Genomic DNA, 15,921 nt, shown 5'->3' with positions numbered 1-15,921 from the left:
CCAATGAGAACTGGGCGTCGCCTAGCGATCGATGTTGGCAAGGTCAGAATCGGCCTAGCCGTTTCGGATCTTCACGGAATTCTCGCATCCGGGTTATCCACTGTTACTCGCTCGAAGGACACCGACACAACTATCCAAGCCATCATGCGTGAAATCGAGGATTTCGAAGTGATCGAGGCTTATGTTGGCCTGCCGGTTAGCATGCAGGGAACTGAAACTGCCTCAACTAGTGACGCTCTGCTGATTGCAAGAGAATTGGCAAAAACTCTGACCTGTGATGTGAGGCTCATTGACGAGCGTTTGAGCACGGTCGCTGCAAGCCGCGCCCTAATTAGTTCTGGCCGAAACACAAAGAATTCAAGGTCGATTGTCGATCAGGTGGCAGCTACCGTTATCTTGGAACAAGCGCTTGCGATCGAGAAGACTCAGTCACGCGCCCCAGGTCAGCTTTTGGAGGAATACGATGCCGAATAAGTTCTTGAGGCGTCGGGTACTCGCTATATCAGTGATTGGCGCCATCATAATCGGCGGTCCAGTTGCTTACCTAAACCGTTCCTACATTCGAACAGCTATTGAGCAGCTTATGGGAAACGATTTTCCAGGTCCCGGTCATGGTGAGACGACGATAGTTATTGCTGAGGGTTCTGGTGGCGATGTTATAGCTCAGCAATTGGTTGATGCGGGAGTGGTTAAGAGCTTTCAGACCACTTACAAAATGATTCTGACGCAAAACCCGACGTTTTATCCAGGCACCTTCAAACTAAAGCTCGAAATGTCTTCTCAACAAGCAATCGATGCGCTTTCTAACCCTGATTCTGCGGTACTTACCACGATTGTGATTCGCGAGGGCCTACGCTCGACTTCAATTTTCGATCTGCTCGCTGAAACGACAGGAATCGATCGTTCCGAATTCGTTGCGCTTTATCGCGACCCAGCTGCTTTTAGTTTGCCTGCAGGCTTTCCGACACTCGAGGGGTTCATGTTTCCGGCGACATATCGGTTCGCGCCGGATGCCTCTGCCAAAACAATCCTGCAAACGATGGTTGATCGTATGCGTACCGAATTAGTCGAATTTGGCGTCAAAGATAGCGAAGCACTTGAGGTCTTAACGCTTGCGTCGGTCATTCAGAAAGAGGCTCGTCTAGAGCCGGATTTCTACAAAGTTAGCCGAGTGTTCGTCAATCGAATAAGAGAAGGAATGCACCTACAGTCAGACGCGACAGTCAGTTACGGCGTCAATGGCACCACCGTTTCTACAACTGACGCTGAGCGGGCAAACGACAACCCTTACAACACCTACCTCTACCCAGGCCTTCCGGTTGGGCCAATAAGCGCCCCAGGCTCTGTGGCGATCGACGCGGCCTTGAACCCTGGCGCAGGCAAGTGGCTCTACTTCTGCACCATAAATCTCGAAACGGGCGAAACAGTTTTCAGTGAAACATGGTCTCAGCATGAGCGCGCTGTCGCACAGTGGCAGGCATGGATGAAAGATCACCCTGAATATGAGTAATCGTTATGCAGTACTTGGTTCTCCGATCGGCCACTCCAAGTCACCATCGATTCACCTTGCCGCATATCGCGTATTAGGTCTTGACTGGGAGTATGGAAGAGCGGATGTACCAAAAGGTTCGCTTCGCAAGTTCATCCATGACTTGGATCGGCCAGTTGACGGTCTAAGCGTGACAATGCCTCTCAAAGAGGAAGCCACCAAGTTTGCTAGCGTTCTAGACGAATCGGCTAGGTTGACTGGGGCAACCAACACGCTTGCAAAGCAAGAAGACGGTACCTGGTTGGGCTTCAACACCGATGTTTTTGGAATTGTGAAAGCGGTGGAGGACTCTCTTACTAGTGCACCCAAGAAGACCGTGATTATTGGTTCCGGTGCTACTGCCTATTCAGCCGTCGTTGCAGTGGCACGTATGGCCCCAAATTCCCGTTTGAAAATCTCGGCTCGTAACCGCAAAACCCGCAAAGAATTAATGCACTTTGCACGTCAGCAGGGGCTCAAGGCGTCAAGGGTTTACAGTTTTGTGAACGCAGTCGGCCACGCAGAACTCACAATATCAACAGTCCCCGCGCACGCTCTAGATGAGCAGGCTCTTCGCTTGATGGAAGTTTCAACCTGGACACCCGGCGGCGTTCTCTTGGACGTTGCGTATGATCCTTGGCCTAGCAAGGCTGCTGAGTTATGGGTTAAAAGAGAGAAACCTGTCGTAAGCGGCATCGAGATGCTGATTTGGCAAGCAGTAGCCCAGATCAGAATTTTCAGATCCGGTAGCCCGGCAAATGAACTACCAAATGAAGTTGCAGTGGTCGCTGCCATGCGCCACGCAGTTGGCCTTTAGCTCTCTTTGAGTCTCACCAACTTTGTTGTGAGAGAATTGACGAATGTTACGTTGGATCACTGCAGGCGAATCGCACGGCCCTGAGCTAGTTGCTGTACTCGAAGGACTCCCAGCTGGAGTACCTATTACTACCCCTGATGTTGAGGCTGCACTAGCCCGACGTCGCCTTGGGTATGGTCGCGGCGCTCGCATGAAGTTCGAGCAAGACGAGGTTTCACTATCAGGTGGCGTACGCCATGGGCTATCCATGGGTGGACCGGTGGCAATTACCGTAGCTAACACCGAGTGGCCTAAGTGGCAAGACGTGATGTCTGCTGACCCGGTTGATCCTTCAAAGCTCACTGGGGCGCGAGCGGAATCATTGACCCGTCCACGCCCAGGCCACGCCGATTTCACCGGCATGCAGAAGTATGGATTCCTAGATAGTCGCCCGATCCTCGAGCGTGCAAGTGCTCGTGAGACCGCAGCGCGCGTTGCTCTGGGTGTTGTCGCCTCAAACTTTTTGAACGAACTCGGAATTCAACTAATCACCCACACCGTGGGGATTGGGCCAGTTTCAACGCCCGCAGGCGCGCCGATTCCAACTCCAAGCGACCTCGAAGCCGTGGATGCAGACCCGATGCGTTGCTTCAATCCTGAAGTTTCTGCAGCCATGGTTGCTGAAGTAGATGAATGCCACAAAGAAGGCGACACCCTTGGAGGAGTTGTTGAGACTTTGGTCTATGGCATGCCACCTGGACTTGGCACTTTTGTGCACTGGGATCGTCGACTAGATGCTCAGTTAGCTGCAGCGCTCATGGGCATCCAAGCTATTAAGGGCGTTGAAGTTGGCGATGGGTTCGAGACCGCAAAACGTCGCGGCTCGGTTGCCCACGACGAAATAGAACGAGACACAACCGGTGTTGTTCGACGTCTAACCGACCGTGCGGGTGGCATTGAGGGTGGAATGAGCAACGGAGAAATTCTTCGCGTGCGCGCCGCAATGAAACCGATTTCAACAATCCCTAAGGCCCTCGCAACCATTGATGTGGCAACCGGAGATGTGGCTAAGGCTCATCACCAGCGCTCAGACGTTTGCGCTGTTCCAGCAGCAGGAGTTGTTGCAGAAGCCATGGTCGCGTTGGTGATCGCGAATTCTGTACTCGAAAAATTCGGTGGAGACTCTGTTGCTGAGACCAAGCGAAACCTTGAGTCATACCTAGCAAACATCCCAGCGGTTTTGAAGTCATTCGATAGCGCAAACTTGGATGCCTAAGTCAAAAGACATCATTGTTTTGGTCGGCCCCATGGGGGTTGGCAAGAGCACCGTTGGTCGCAAACTGGCAAAGATGCTTGGGCTGAAGTTCATTGACACAGATTCTGTCTTTGTCGAAGAGCATGGCCGCATCTCTGACTTCTTTGAGCGGCATGGTGAACCAAAGTTCCGTGAGCTCGAAGAGGAGGCCTTAGCCAAGTCGCTAGTTTCTCCTGCCGTAGTAGCAACCGGTGGCGGAGTTATCCTGAGCCCAAAAAATCGCGCGGCGCTTGAGTCAGTGACTGTTGTATACCTATCAACCGATGGAAAGCACATTGCTTCCCGACTTAAAAGTGGCGCTAGACCTCTTTTGAAGAACGGGGTTGAGGATTGGCGACGAATTTACGATTCGCGTAAGCACTTGTACGAACAAGTTGCTGACCTTGAAATCAATACCAGTGGACATCCGCTAAACACGACGATTGCCGAAATCAGAGAGAAGCTCGAAATCTAATGAGTCAAGTATCGAGAATTCAGGTGAAGGGCACCGACCCGTACGAAGTTGTTATTGGTAGAGCCCTTCTCGGCGAAGTGCCGTTGGCTCTTGGCAGTGGGGTATCAAAAGTACTCGTCGTTCACCCAGTTGGTCTCACTCCTAGCGCCGAGCTGCTTCGCGAAACTCTTCTAGAGGCTGGCTATGAAGCCATCTTGGCTGGGGTGCCAGACAGTGAAGATGCTAAACGTGTTGAGGTAGCGGCTTTCTGTTGGCAGATCATGGGCCAGGCCGATTTCACCCGCACGGATGCTGTTATTGGCTTTGGTGGTGGTTCCACGACTGACTTGGCTGGTTTTGTCGCCGCAACGTGGCTGCGCGGTGTGAAACTAATTCAAGTACCTACAACGCTTTTGGCCATGGTCGATGCAGCAATCGGTGGCAAGACTGGAATCAATACCAGCGAGGGCAAAAACCTGGTTGGTGTGTTCCATGCACCGTCGGCCGTGATCATTGACCTAGACACACTTATCTCACTGCCAAAGAATGAAATATTGGCCGGATTCGGTGAGGTTGTGAAATACGGTTTCATCGCCGACCCACGAATTCTCGAAATTATTGAGGCTGACGTAAACGTTGCTACTGACCCGAACACCCCTGAATTCCAAGAGATAATCGAGCGCTCTGTGGCCATCAAGGCACGAGTGGTAGGGGAGGACTTCAAGGAGGCTGGTATTCGCGAAATCTTGAATTACGGTCACACTCTTGGCCACGCTATAGAACACGCCGAGCGCTACAAGTGGCGTCATGGAGCAGCAATTTCGATCGGCATGGTTTTCGTTGCTGAACTTGCGAGAATCGCCGGGCGCCTTAGTGATGAGGTAGTAGATAGGCACCGTAGCGTGCTTCACCTCCTTGGGTTGCCGACAAGCTACCCGGCGCAAAAATGGGCGCAGCTGCAAGAAACCATGCAGCGCGACAAAAAGACCCGTGCCGGAACTCTAAGGTTCGTTGTTCTTGATGACCTAGCCAAGCCAACCATCATGACAGCTCCAACTCCAGAAATGTTGCACGCGGCCTTCCAAGAGATTACCGAAGCCTAAAGGTAGCCTTAGAACATGAGCAAAGTACTAGTACTCAACGGGCCGAATCTTGGTCGACTTGGTTCACGCGAGCCAGATATTTATGGAGCCGTTGACTATGACGGTTTGGTCAAAATCACCTCATCCAAGGCTGCCGAGCTTGGCCTTGAGGTAGAGGTTCGTCAAACCGATAGCGAATCAGAACTGATCGCTTGGCTATATGAATCGGTTGACAATGGCTATGACGTGATTTTGAATCCAGCGGCTTTTACTCATTATTCTTACGCGGTTCGCGATGCGGCAGTACAGGTCACCAAAGTGGGCAAGCGCCTGATCGAAGTTCACTTAAGTAACCCGCACACTCGTGAAGAGTTTCGTCACACCAGCGTGATTTCTGGAGTTGCTACCGGTGTAATCGCTGGTTTCGGCGTAAATTCTTACACTTTGGCCCTCACCGCGCTGACCAACTAACTTTTACCTCAAGCCTTCGATTAGAATTGAAGGCGCAGGGATTTATCCCGCTATTTTTTTGTCTACAAAATACTGAAACGAGTGATCTTCATGGCAACTTCAAACGACCTGAAGAACGGCATGGTTCTTAACATCGAGGGGCAGCTTTGGGCTGTTATCGACTTCCAGCACGTAAAGCCGGGCAAGGGTGCTGCCTTTGTGCGTTCGAAGCTCAAGAACGTCATGACCGGCAAGGTGGTAGACAAGACTTTCAACGCTGGTGTGAAGGTTGAGACCGCTAACGTTGACAAGCGCAACATGACTTACCTTTACAACGACGGTGAAGGCTTCATTTTCATGGATGCCGAGACTTTCGACCAGGTAACCCTGAGTGAGGCAACCGTTGGCGATGCAGTCAACTACCTGCTTGAAAACCAAGAGGCCGTTGTTGCGATGCACGAGGGCAACCCGATCTATGTTGAGCTTCCTGCCTCAGTCGTGCTGCTTGTGACCTACACCGAGCCTGGCTTGCAGGGTGACCGTTCAAGCGGAGGCACCAAGCCTGCAACCGTTGAAACCGGACTACAGATTCAGGTTCCTTTGTTCCTTGAGAACAACACCAAGGTACGCGTCGACACACGAACCGGCGATTACCTCGGCCGCGTGACCGAATAATCAATTGAGCGCAAGAACTAAAGCACGTAAACGTGCCGTTGACGCTGTGTTTGCAGCCGATCTACGGAAGATTTCGCCAATCATTCTGCTGAATGAAGTTGCTGAGCTTGCAGCTGATCGTCAAAATCAAGAGGCCATTTTCGGCTACGCACGTGAAATCGTGCAGGGTGTTATCGACTCGCACGACGAGATCGATGACTTGCTAGAGACTTATTCGCAAGGCTGGGCTCTTGATCGCATGCCTAATCTTGATCGCGCCATTTTGCGTGTTGCCGTATGGGAGATTCTTCACAACGCCGAGGTTCCAAACGGAGTAGCTATCAACGAGGCCGTTGATCTAGCCAAGGAATTATCAACCGATGATTCGGGAAGCTTCATCAATGGGCTCCTTTCGCGTATTGCTTCAACTCAGGCAGCCAACTAACCAATAACTGCTAGAATTTTGTCAACATCCTTTAAGACCGTCCAGAGAGGCGGAGAAGGAGGTGGGCGTGTCTGCACGCACCGTCTTGAGTAGCGACGACATTGATCGCGCCGTTACGCGCATCGCGCATGAAATTCTTGAAGCCAATACTGCACTGCAGAAGAGTGGCGCGAAAAACCTAGTTCTTCTCGGTATTCCTACCCGCGGTGTTCTATTGGCGGAACGCATTGCCAAAGTTATCGCGAGAGCCGAACCTGACGTAAAACCTGAAGATCTGCTTGGCCGTCTAGACATAACCATGTATCGCGACGATTTGGCATCGAATCCGACTCGCCCGGTTACCCAGACACTGATTCCGAGCCAAGGCATCGATGACAAAGTAGTAGTTCTGGTTGACGATGTTCTATTCAGTGGGCGAACCATTAGAGCCGCGCTTGATGCACTCAATGACTTTGGTAGACCACGCGCCGTAAAACTTGCTGTGTTGGTTGACCGCGGTCATCGTGAGTTGCCTATCCGCGCTGATTTTGTTGGAAAAAATCTTCCTACTTCGCGCGAAGAACGTATTAACGTGCAACTTAACGAAACCGATGATCAGAATGCTGTGGTGATCGAATAATGACGAAACACTTACTTTCTGCGGGCGATTTGAGTCGAGAGCAAGCTATTGAAATTCTCGACATTGCCGAGGGAATGTCGAACGTCAATGACCGCGAGATCAAAAAGCTGCCTACCCTTCGAGGCAAAACAGTTGTCAATCTTTTCTTTGAAGATTCAACTCGCACCAGAATTTCATTCGAGGTAGCAGAGAAACGCCTGTCGGCTGACGTCATCAATTTTTCAGCAAAGGGTTCTAGCGTCTCAAAAGGTGAAAGCCTGAAAGATACCGCTCAAACCCTCGAGGCGATCGGCGCAGATGCGGTTGTGATTAGACACTCTGCGTCGGGCGCTGCCAATGTATTGGCACACAGCAACTGGATTCAAGGCTCAATCATCAATGCTGGCGACGGCACCCATGAGCACCCTACTCAGGCGCTGCTCGACGCTTTCACCATGCGAAAGAGAATCCATGGCGCTCAAAGCCCTGGTAAAGCCCTTGATGGCGTGAAGGTTGCAATTGTCGGTGACATTCTTCACTCACGTGTTGCCCGCTCAAATCAGCTTCTACTGAGCACCTTGGGTGCCGAAGTGCATTTCGTTGCACCGCCGACACTTTTGCCACAGAACGCGTCGGGCTTCAAGGCTGCTTTGCACTACAACCTGGATGAAATGCTTGCGACTGAAAAGCCTGATGTTGTGATGATGCTTCGCCTGCAGGCTGAACGAATGAACGCAAGCTATTTTCCGACAGAACGCGAATACGCCAGAATCTGGGGATTCAATGCTGGACGTTTGGGCGCTCTCAAAGACAGCGCAATTGTTATGCATCCCGGACCAATGAACCGTGGTCTCGAAATCGATGCTGTCACTGCTGACTCACCACGTTCGACAGTTTTGGAACAGGTCACCAACGGAGTTTCTATTCGTATGGCTGTTCTCTATTCACTACTATCAGGCGAAAGGTCTGCTGATGTCTAAGCAAATACTTTTGAAAAATGCACAGCTTGCTTCAGGCGAAGTCACCGACATCCTTGTTGCCGGCGATCGAATTGTCGAGGTTGCAACTGCAATAACCGCTCCATCAGAAACCGAAGTTCTGGACTGCACCGGCTTGGTTGCGCTTCCGGGATTTGTAGACCTTCACACCCACTTGCGTGAGCCTGGTTTTGAACAGAGCGAGACCGTACTCACCGGCACTCAGGCGGCAGCAATGGGTGGCTACACCGCAGTGCACGCCATGGCAAACACCATGCCGGTTGCCGATACCGCAGGTGTGGTCGAGCAAATTGCAGGCCTAGGAATTGAAGCCGGTTATGCAGACGTGTACCCAATCGGCGCGGTCACCGTTGGGCTCGAGGGCAAACAAATGGCAGAACTCGGTGCGATGGCAAACTCTAAAGCTAAAGTCAGAGTTTTCTCTGACGATGGAAAATGCGTTCACGACCCAGTTCTAATGCGTCGCGCTCTAGAGTATGTAAAGGCATTTGGTGGGGTAATCGCGCAACATGCTCAAGACCCTCGTCTAACCGAGGGCGCTCAAATGAACGAGGGTAAAGTTTCGGCCGAGCTTGGTCTAACTGGCTGGCCTTCAGTGGCCGAAGAATCAATCATTGCCAGAGATGTTTTGCTTGCCGAGCATGTTGATTCTCGAGTTCACATTTGCCATCTGTCTACTCGCGGTTCGGTTGAAATCGTTAAGTGGGCAAAGGCCAGAGGAATCAGAGTTACGGCCGAGGTAACTCCTCATCACCTAATTCTTGACGACGAATTGGTGCGTTCATATGACGCTGTTTACAAAGTGAACCCACCGCTGCGCACCCAGGATGACGTTCTGGCTTTGCGAGAGGCTCTGATTGACGGAACCATTGACATCATTGGCACCGACCACGCCCCGCACCCAATCGAGGCAAAGGATTGTGAATGGAACGCAGCTGCATTTGGAATGCTTGGCCTAGAAACCGCAGCCTCAATTGCCCAATTGGTTCTAATCGAAAGCGGCAAGTCTGACTGGAACCGCCTTGTTGAGGTTTTGGCAACTAAGCCGGCTCAAATTGCTGGGGATGCCGAAAATGGTCAACCAATTGCGGTTGGAAGCATCGCCAACATTACGGTCATCGACCCGAAGGCAAACCGAACTGTAGTTGCAGAATCGGCATCTAGGTCAATCAATAACCCATACGTTGGCATGCAATTGCCTGGTCGTGTAATCCACACAATCTACCGTGGTTACCAGACAGTCAAGAATGGTGAACTAGCTTCTCGAGGTCGTGGCCGTAATGACTAAAGATTTGATGGCAATCTACGCAGGCATTCTGCTCGCCTTTATCGGGCTGCTAATGATCACTAGTTGGCTGCGACGCCGCAAGAAACAAGAGTTGCTGTTCGAACAGCCTCTAGAGGCTTTGGAGTTCTTTGGAGAACTATTGCTTCAAACCAATGCCTTCTATGTCGCAACCACGTTTGCAAACAACTCACTCGAACGCATCAACGCATACGGCCTTGGATTTAGAGGCAAGTGTCAGGTCCTGATCTTTTCTGAGGGCGTTCTAATTCTTCGAGACGGCGAAGTTCCGCTCGCAATTGACCGAGCCGATATCTTCAACGTGGGTAGCACTCAAGCAGTGATTGACAAGGCTGTCGAATCGGGCGGCATCATCAGCGTTGACTGGAATCACGACGAATCGCAACTTTCTACACACCTTCGCATAGTTGACACACTTGAGCGCGAAAAGTTTCTAAACACTGTTTCAAAAGTAACCCTTAGAGAGGCAACAAAATGACCCAAGCAGTTCTAGTGCTTGAAGACGGCCGTGTTTTTCGCGGCGAAGCTTATGGCAGCATCGGCATAACTCTAGGGGAGGCTGTTTTTGCCACTGGAATGACCGGCTACCAGGAGACTCTGACTGACCCTTCATACGCGGGGCAGATTGTTGTTCAAACTGCGCCACACATTGGAAACACGGGTGTGAACGCGAGAGACGAAGAGTCGAGCAAAATCTGGGTTGCGGGCTACGTAGTTCGCGACGCATCACGAATTGTCTCTAACTTTCGCGCAGAATCATCTTTGCCTACCGAGCTCGAAAAGTATGGAGTAGTTGGCATCGCCGGTATCGACACTCGTGCATTGACTCGCCACCTTCGTTCTCGTGGATCAATGCGTGCCGGCATTTTCTCAGGTCCTGACGCACTTCGTCCGATTGAGGATTTGGTTGCTGAGGTTAATTCATCGGTAAAGATGAAGGGACTTTCGCTAAGCGACACGGTGACCACACCGGCGCAGTACACCTCGCCAGCTGAAGGTGAAAAGATTGGGCGCATTGCGATTCTCGATTTGGGCATCAAAAAATCAACGATTGAACACATGAATGCACGCGGACTTGAAACAGTTGTTTTTCCTGCAAAAGTTGATGCGGCAACCCTTCTCGCAAGCGAGCCAGACGCTGTTTTCTTCTCGAATGGCCCAGGAGACCCAGAAGCCGCAGGCGGTCAGGTTGAAGTGCTTCGCGAAGTTCTAAGCCGAAACATTCCATTCTTCGGAATCTGCTTCGGTAACCAGCTATTGGGACGCGCGCTTGGTTTCGAAACCTACAAACTGCCGTTCGGTCACCGTGGAATTAATCAACCCGTACTTGACCGCAAGACTGGCCGTGTCGAAGTTACTGCACACAACCACGGCTTTGCTGTGAAAGTTGATGGCGGGCCAGAGGTCGACAGCCCAGCTGGCTTCGGTCGCGTCGCGGTTAGTCACGTATCACTCAACGATGACTGCGTTGAGGGCTTGGAATGTCTCGACATCCCTGCTTTCTCGGTTCAATATCACCCTGAGGCCGCAGCCGGCCCACACGATTCAAACTATCTATTCGACCGTTTGGTCGACATGATCAAGACCAACAAGGTGGCCAAATAATGCCAAAACGTTCAGACATCAAAAGCGTTCTAGTAATCGGTTCAGGACCGATTGTCATCGGTCAGGCCTGCGAGTTTGACTATTCCGGAACTCAGGCTTGTCGAGTCCTCCGCGAAGAGGGCATCCGTGTGATTTTGGTGAACTCGAACCCGGCAACCATCATGACCGACCCAGACTTCGCCGATGCCACCTACATTGAGCCGATTACCCCCGAGGTAATTGAGTCAATCATCATCAAAGAGAAGCCAGACGCGATCTTGCCAACCCTTGGTGGTCAAACCGCTTTAAATGCAGCGATGTCGCTGCACGAAATGGGCATTCTCGACAAGTACAACGTTGAGCTAATCGGAGCCAAGGTCGACGCAATCAAAAAGGGTGAAGACCGTCAAATCTTCAAACAGCTCGTTCTTGATGCTGGTGCCGATGTTGCTAAGTCAGTGATTTGTTCAACCTTGGATGAATGCCTGGATGCAGTTTCAGAACTTGGTTACCCGCTAATGGTGCAGCCTTCATTCACCATGGGTGGACTCGGCTCTGGCTTCGCCCACGATGAAGAAGAACTTCGTCGCATTTGTTCTTCAGGAATTCAGGCCAGCCCGGTTGGTCAGGTATTGCTCTCTGAGTCAATTCTTGGCTGGAAAGAGTACGAACTCGAACTCATGCGTGACACCAACGACAACTGCGTCGTGGTTTGCTCGATTGAAAACGTCGACCCGGTTGGTGTTCACACCGGTGACTCAATCACGGTGGCCCCAGCACTGACTCTTACCGACCGTGAATACCAGAACCTTCGCGACATCTCGATCGACATCATCCGTGCTGTTGGTGTAGACACCGGTGGCTGCAACATTCAATTTGCCGTTGACCCGAGTAATGGCCGAGTAGTTGTGATTGAGATGAACCCGCGCGTTAGCCGTTCGTCTGCCTTAGCTTCAAAGGCAACTGGTTTTCCGATTGCCAAAATTGCGGCCAAGTTGGCTATTGGCTACACCTTGGATGAAATTCCAAATGACATCACCCGGGTAACTCCGGCTAGCTTTGAGCCGACTCTCGACTACATCGTGGTCAAGGTTCCGCGTTTCGCATTCGAGAAGTTCCCTGCTGCAAATGCAACGCTGACCACAACCATGAAGTCTGTTGGCGAGGCAATGGCGATTGGTCGAAACTACTCACAAGCGCTTCAAAAGGCTCTCCGCAGTCTTGAGCGTCGCGGTTCTTCATTCCACTGGGATGGCCCACTGGGCAACGTTGACGAGCTACTTGAGGCAATCAAAACTCCGACTGACGGCAGAATCGTTCTGCTTCAGCAGGCACTGCGCGCCGGCGCAACTCCAGAGCAGGTTTTTGAATCAACAAAGATGGACCCTTGGTTCATTGACCAGATTGTCTTGATCAATGAGGTCGCTGCAGACGTTGCTGCAGCACCTTCACTAGACGCAGCTGTGATTCGACGCGCGAAAGATCACGGCTTTAGTGATGTTCAGATCGCGAACCTTCGTGGAGTAACTGAGGCCGAGGTTCGCACCATGCGTCATGATCTTGGTCTTCGCCCAGTATTCAAGACGGTAGACACCTGTGCCGGCGAGTTTCCGGCACTTACCCCTTATCACTACAGCACCTACGAAGAAGAGACCGAGGTCATTCCATCTGACCGCAAAAAGGTCGTAATTCTTGGTTCTGGCCCAAACCGAATTGGTCAGGGTGTCGAATTTGACTACAGCTGTGTGCATGCGTCATTTGCGCTCTCAGATGCAGGTTATGAAACCATCATGATCAACTGCAACCCTGAGACTGTTTCAACCGACTACGACACCTCAGACCGCCTCTATTTTGAGCCACTCACCCTTGAAGATGTGCTGGAGGTAATTCACGCTGAACAGCAGAGCGGCGAGTTGGTCGGTGTTGTCGTACAGCTAGGTGGCCAAACCGCACTTGGTCTAGCCAAGGGCTTGAAGGCAGCTGGCATCCCTATCCTCGGAACATCACCCGAAGCTATCGACCTAGCTGAAGAGCGTGGCCTATTCTCAAAGATTCTTGAAGACGGCGACCTGCTGGCTCCACCAAACGGCACCGCACTAACTTTGGCTGAGGCTGAGGTTATCGCCGCTCGAATTGGCTACCCGGTATTGGTGCGCCCTTCATTCGTTCTTGGCGGTCGCGGCATGGAGATCATCTACGACCAGAACGGCGTTCGCGATTACTTCGATCGCATCAAGGACCAAGCAATTGTTGGCCCAGAGCACCCACTGCTAGTTGACCGATTCCTTGATTTCGCAATTGAAATCGACATCGATGCGCTGTTCGACGGAACCGACCTTTATGTCGGTGGCGTTATGGAGCACATTGAAGAAGCCGGTATTCACTCGGGTGACTCAAGCTGCACGCTTCCTCCAGTGACTCTCAGCGATTCGCAAATCGCTAGAGTTCGCGAGGCAACACTAAAGATTGCCCAGGGTGTTGGCGTGCGAGGACTCTTGAATGTTCAGTTCGCTTTGGCCGCCGATGTACTTTACGTGCTAGAGGCAAACCCTAGAGCGTCTCGAACTGTTCCATTTGTGTCAAAAGCACTGGGAATCACCCTGGCTAAGGCAGCCTCACTCGTTATGGTTGGCAAGAGCATTAAAGAACTTATTGCTGACGGCCACCTACCTGAAAAAGACGGCACCTACATCCCAGCGGGTTCGCCTATTTCGGTGAAAGAGGCAGTTCTGCCATTCAAGAGATTTGCAACCAAGGATGGTCGCTTCGTCGATTCACTACTCGGCCCAGAAATGCGTTCAACCGGTGAAGTAATGGGTATCGACGTTGACTTCCCTCGGGCATTTGCCAAGAGCCAGTCAGGAGCGGGAAGTGCTCTGCCTACATCTGGCAACATCTTTGTTTCGGTAGCTGACCGGGATAAACCTCAGGTGCTTTTGCCTGTGCGTCGACTATCACAGCTTGGCTACAAGATTCTCGCTACCAGCGGCACAGCTGCAATTTTGGCTCGCCACGGTATCGAGGCACAGGTGGTTAGAAAGCACACCGACGACACCACCGTTGCTGAAGGACCAACAATTGTTGACCTAATTACAGCTGGCAAAGTTGATGTAGTGGTAAACACTCCTTCGGGTTCAAGTGCCCGCAAGGATGGCTACGAGATTCGCGCAGCAACCACAGCCGCAGATAAGGCGATCTTCACAACTATTGCTCAGTTGAGCGCGGCCATCGGTTCATTCGAGGCTGTCATCGATGGGCCTTTCAGTGTCAAGTCACTGCAAGACCACGCAGCAGATCGGGCGGCGGCACTTGCTAAGTAGCTTCGGAGCGAAACTTGAGTTAGCCTTCGCCAAATACGGACAACTATGTGTCGGCATCGACCCGCACGAGTCACTGTTGGCATCTTGGGGACTCACTGACAACGTAGATGGTCTACGTTCGTTTGCGTTCAAATCGCTTGAATCTGCAACTGGTCGGGTAGGCATAATCAAACCTCAGGTTTCATTCTTCGAACGTCATGGCGCTAAGGGTTTTGCGGTACTTGAAGAGCTTGCTAAAGCTGCTGCTCAGACAGATCTGGTAGTAATCATGGATGCCAAACGAGGTGACATCGGAACAACGATGGCTGCATATGGCGATGCCTGGATCGGCGACAATGCTCCGTTCACGTGCGACGCGCTTACCGTTTCACCATACTTGGGCTTCGACTCTTTGCTTGGTGTAATTGAGCAGTGCAATCAAGTGGGTACTGGTCTATTCGTGCTCGCAGCAACTTCAAACCCAGAGGGTGCTGAATTGCAAAGAGCTCAGATTGCAGGAGAATCTATCTCTGCGCAAATTTGGCGCAAACTTCAAGAAGTTAACGATGCCAGCTCGAGTGGCCAACGAATAGGTTCATTCGGCGCGGTTGTTGGAGCAACCTTAGACCTAAACAGCATCGGTCTTGAAAAGCTGCTAGAAGGTCAAAAAGTTTCGGCAACACCTATTTTGGCTCCCGGATTCGGTGCCCAGGGCGCCCAACTGGCCGACACCCGCAAACTCTTTGGTTCGGCCGCCGAACAGGTTATTCACTCAGTTTCTCGGAGTGTTCTAGCTGCTGGCTCGACTGAAATGCCAAGCCTGATTGAGCGTTCAACTCTTGAGCTTGCCGAGGCACTAAATGTCTAATCAATTGCTTGTTATTGCAGGTCCTACCGCAGTTGGTAAAGGCACAGTAATCGCGCACATTCTTGAAAACTATCCGGATGTGCACCTGTCGGTGTCTGCCACCACACGTGCGCCACGCCCGGGCGAAGTTAACGGATTTGACTATTTCTTTTTGACCCACGAGCAATTTGACCAAGCCATCGCTGCCGGTGAAATGCTTGAATATGCGGTGGTCCACGGAGTCAATAAATACGGAACTCCTAAGGCACCGGTTGTTGAGGCACTAAAGCGCGGCGAGAAAATCATCCTTGAAATTGACGTTCAGGGTGTTGCCCAGGTCAAAGCAGCAATGCCAGACTGCAAAACGGTTTTTATCGCGCCACCTAGTTGGGAAGAACTTGTTCGCAGATTGCAGGGGAGAGGCACAGAAACCCCGCAGGAACAAGCTCGACGACTCGAGACCGCAAAAGCCGAACTAGCCACTCAAGACGACTTCGATTACGTGGTTATCAACGATGATGTGGCATCTTGTGCCCGCAAAGTCGTAGACTTGATTCAGGCTTAGCGATTATTCGCATTCATCCCA

General features: G+C 51.6%; 17 protein-coding genes. All 17 read left to right on the top strand.

What is annotated here, in order from left to right; genetic code table 11:
- Positions 1–3 precede the first annotated feature (3 nt).
- The 17 genes from ruvX to gmk all read left to right on the top strand — a co-directional run bounded on the left by ruvX (position 4) and on the right by gmk (position 15,900).
- The gene (ruvX, locus tag Q0L26_RS00870; RefSeq protein ID WP_296646144.1) at positions 4–474 is read left to right on the top strand and encodes a Holliday junction resolvase RuvX; all 471 of its coding nucleotides are present in this window, start codon (positions 4–6) and stop codon (positions 472–474) included.
- On the top strand, positions 464–1,510 hold the full coding sequence (gene mltG / locus Q0L26_RS00865) for an endolytic transglycosylase MltG (protein ID WP_296646141.1): 1,047 nt from the start codon (positions 464–466) through the stop codon (positions 1,508–1,510). Before ruvX ends, mltG begins: the two co-directional genes overlap by 11 nt.
- A complete protein-coding gene (locus Q0L26_RS00860) occupies positions 1,503–2,345 on the top strand; it encodes a shikimate dehydrogenase (protein WP_296646140.1) in 843 nt (280 codons plus the stop codon). The genes mltG and Q0L26_RS00860 overlap by 8 nt, the downstream gene beginning before the upstream one ends.
- 43 nt (positions 2,346–2,388) lie before the next feature.
- Positions 2,389–3,600, top strand: a complete 1,212-nt coding sequence (gene aroC / locus Q0L26_RS00855) for a chorismate synthase (RefSeq protein ID WP_296646138.1) — start codon at positions 2,389–2,391, stop codon at positions 3,598–3,600.
- Positions 3,593–4,093 (top strand): shikimate kinase, encoded by a 501-nt coding sequence (locus Q0L26_RS00850; RefSeq protein WP_296646135.1) that lies wholly within the window; start codon positions 3,593–3,595, stop codon positions 4,091–4,093. Before aroC ends, Q0L26_RS00850 begins: the two co-directional genes overlap by 8 nt.
- On the top strand, positions 4,093–5,175 hold the full coding sequence (gene aroB / locus Q0L26_RS00845; protein WP_296646133.1) for a 3-dehydroquinate synthase: 1,083 nt from the start codon (positions 4,093–4,095) through the stop codon (positions 5,173–5,175). The genes Q0L26_RS00850 and aroB overlap by 1 nt, the downstream gene beginning before the upstream one ends.
- Positions 5,176–5,190: 15 nt before the next feature.
- Positions 5,191–5,625 carry a type II 3-dehydroquinate dehydratase gene (locus tag Q0L26_RS00840; protein ID WP_296646130.1) on the top strand — a complete coding sequence of 145 codons (435 nt, stop codon included), beginning with the start codon at positions 5,191–5,193 and terminating at the stop codon, positions 5,623–5,625.
- Positions 5,626–5,715: 90 nt separating this feature from the next.
- Positions 5,716–6,279: an elongation factor P gene (efp, locus tag Q0L26_RS00835; RefSeq protein WP_296646127.1), complete on the top strand. Its 564-nt coding sequence runs from the start codon at positions 5,716–5,718 to the stop codon at positions 6,277–6,279.
- Between the two features lie 4 nt (positions 6,280–6,283).
- Positions 6,284–6,703, top strand: a complete 420-nt coding sequence (gene nusB, locus Q0L26_RS00830) for a transcription antitermination factor NusB (RefSeq protein WP_296646126.1) — start codon at positions 6,284–6,286, stop codon at positions 6,701–6,703.
- 61 nt (positions 6,704–6,764) lie between these two features.
- On the top strand, positions 6,765–7,322 hold the full coding sequence (gene pyrR, locus Q0L26_RS00825) for a bifunctional pyr operon transcriptional regulator/uracil phosphoribosyltransferase PyrR (RefSeq protein ID WP_296646123.1): 558 nt from the start codon (positions 6,765–6,767) through the stop codon (positions 7,320–7,322).
- On the top strand, positions 7,322–8,281 hold the full coding sequence (locus Q0L26_RS00820; protein WP_296646122.1) for an aspartate carbamoyltransferase catalytic subunit: 960 nt from the start codon (positions 7,322–7,324) through the stop codon (positions 8,279–8,281). The genes pyrR and Q0L26_RS00820 overlap by 1 nt, the downstream gene beginning before the upstream one ends.
- Complete coding sequence (locus Q0L26_RS00815; RefSeq protein ID WP_296646121.1) at positions 8,274–9,587, top strand: dihydroorotase; 1,314 nt, start codon at positions 8,274–8,276, stop codon at positions 9,585–9,587. Before Q0L26_RS00820 ends, Q0L26_RS00815 begins: the two co-directional genes overlap by 8 nt.
- Positions 9,580–10,083: a hypothetical protein gene (locus Q0L26_RS00810; protein WP_296646118.1), complete on the top strand. Its 504-nt coding sequence runs from the start codon at positions 9,580–9,582 to the stop codon at positions 10,081–10,083. The genes Q0L26_RS00815 and Q0L26_RS00810 overlap by 8 nt, the downstream gene beginning before the upstream one ends.
- The gene (gene carA, locus Q0L26_RS00805) at positions 10,080–11,210 is read left to right on the top strand and encodes a glutamine-hydrolyzing carbamoyl-phosphate synthase small subunit (protein WP_296646115.1); all 1,131 of its coding nucleotides are present in this window, start codon (positions 10,080–10,082) and stop codon (positions 11,208–11,210) included. Before Q0L26_RS00810 ends, carA begins: the two co-directional genes overlap by 4 nt.
- On the top strand, positions 11,210–14,509 hold the full coding sequence (carB, locus tag Q0L26_RS00800) for a carbamoyl-phosphate synthase large subunit (protein WP_296646112.1): 3,300 nt from the start codon (positions 11,210–11,212) through the stop codon (positions 14,507–14,509). The genes carA and carB overlap by 1 nt, the downstream gene beginning before the upstream one ends.
- Positions 14,499–15,356 carry an orotidine-5'-phosphate decarboxylase gene (gene pyrF / locus Q0L26_RS00795; protein ID WP_296646109.1) on the top strand — a complete coding sequence of 286 codons (858 nt, stop codon included), beginning with the start codon at positions 14,499–14,501 and terminating at the stop codon, positions 15,354–15,356. Before carB ends, pyrF begins: the two co-directional genes overlap by 11 nt.
- Positions 15,349–15,900, top strand: coding sequence for a guanylate kinase (gmk, locus tag Q0L26_RS00790; RefSeq protein ID WP_296646107.1), 552 nt, complete (start codon positions 15,349–15,351; stop codon positions 15,898–15,900). The genes pyrF and gmk overlap by 8 nt, the downstream gene beginning before the upstream one ends.
- Positions 15,901–15,921: the final 21 nt, after the last annotated feature.

It is taken from the genome of Rhodoluna sp. (assembly GCF_024641065.1).
Classification (GTDB): domain Bacteria; phylum Actinomycetota; class Actinomycetes; order Actinomycetales; family Microbacteriaceae; genus Rhodoluna.
Note: the sequence above shows the minus strand (reverse complement) of the source record. Positions and strands in the feature narration are given on the sequence as shown.

Excerpts from the sequence above, each read along its gene's own strand:
- carA (WP_296646115.1), top strand. The coding sequence starts at position 10,080 with ATGACCCAAGCAGTTCTAGTGCTTGAAGACGGCCGTGTTTTTCGCGGC.
- Q0L26_RS00815 (WP_296646121.1), top strand. The coding sequence starts at position 8,274 with ATGTCTAAGCAAATACTTTTGAAAAATGCACAGCTTGCTTCAGGCGAA.
- Q0L26_RS00810 (WP_296646118.1), top strand. The coding sequence starts at position 9,580 with ATGACTAAAGATTTGATGGCAATCTACGCAGGCATTCTGCTCGCCTTT.
- Q0L26_RS00840 (WP_296646130.1), top strand. The coding sequence starts at position 5,191 with ATGAGCAAAGTACTAGTACTCAACGGGCCGAATCTTGGTCGACTTGGT.
- aroC (WP_296646138.1), top strand. The coding sequence starts at position 2,389 with ATGTTACGTTGGATCACTGCAGGCGAATCGCACGGCCCTGAGCTAGTT.
- efp (WP_296646127.1), top strand. The coding sequence starts at position 5,716 with ATGGCAACTTCAAACGACCTGAAGAACGGCATGGTTCTTAACATCGAG.
- mltG (WP_296646141.1), top strand. The coding sequence starts at position 464 with ATGCCGAATAAGTTCTTGAGGCGTCGGGTACTCGCTATATCAGTGATT.
- Q0L26_RS00850 (WP_296646135.1), top strand. The coding sequence starts at position 3,593 with ATGCCTAAGTCAAAAGACATCATTGTTTTGGTCGGCCCCATGGGGGTT.
- gmk (WP_296646107.1), top strand. The coding sequence starts at position 15,349 with ATGTCTAATCAATTGCTTGTTATTGCAGGTCCTACCGCAGTTGGTAAA.
- Q0L26_RS00820 (WP_296646122.1), top strand. The coding sequence starts at position 7,322 with ATGACGAAACACTTACTTTCTGCGGGCGATTTGAGTCGAGAGCAAGCT.
- ruvX (WP_296646144.1), top strand. The coding sequence starts at position 4 with ATGAGAACTGGGCGTCGCCTAGCGATCGATGTTGGCAAGGTCAGAATC.
- aroB (WP_296646133.1), top strand. The coding sequence starts at position 4,093 with ATGAGTCAAGTATCGAGAATTCAGGTGAAGGGCACCGACCCGTACGAA.
- carB (WP_296646112.1), top strand. The coding sequence starts at position 11,210 with ATGCCAAAACGTTCAGACATCAAAAGCGTTCTAGTAATCGGTTCAGGA.
- Q0L26_RS00860 (WP_296646140.1), top strand. The coding sequence starts at position 1,503 with ATGAGTAATCGTTATGCAGTACTTGGTTCTCCGATCGGCCACTCCAAG.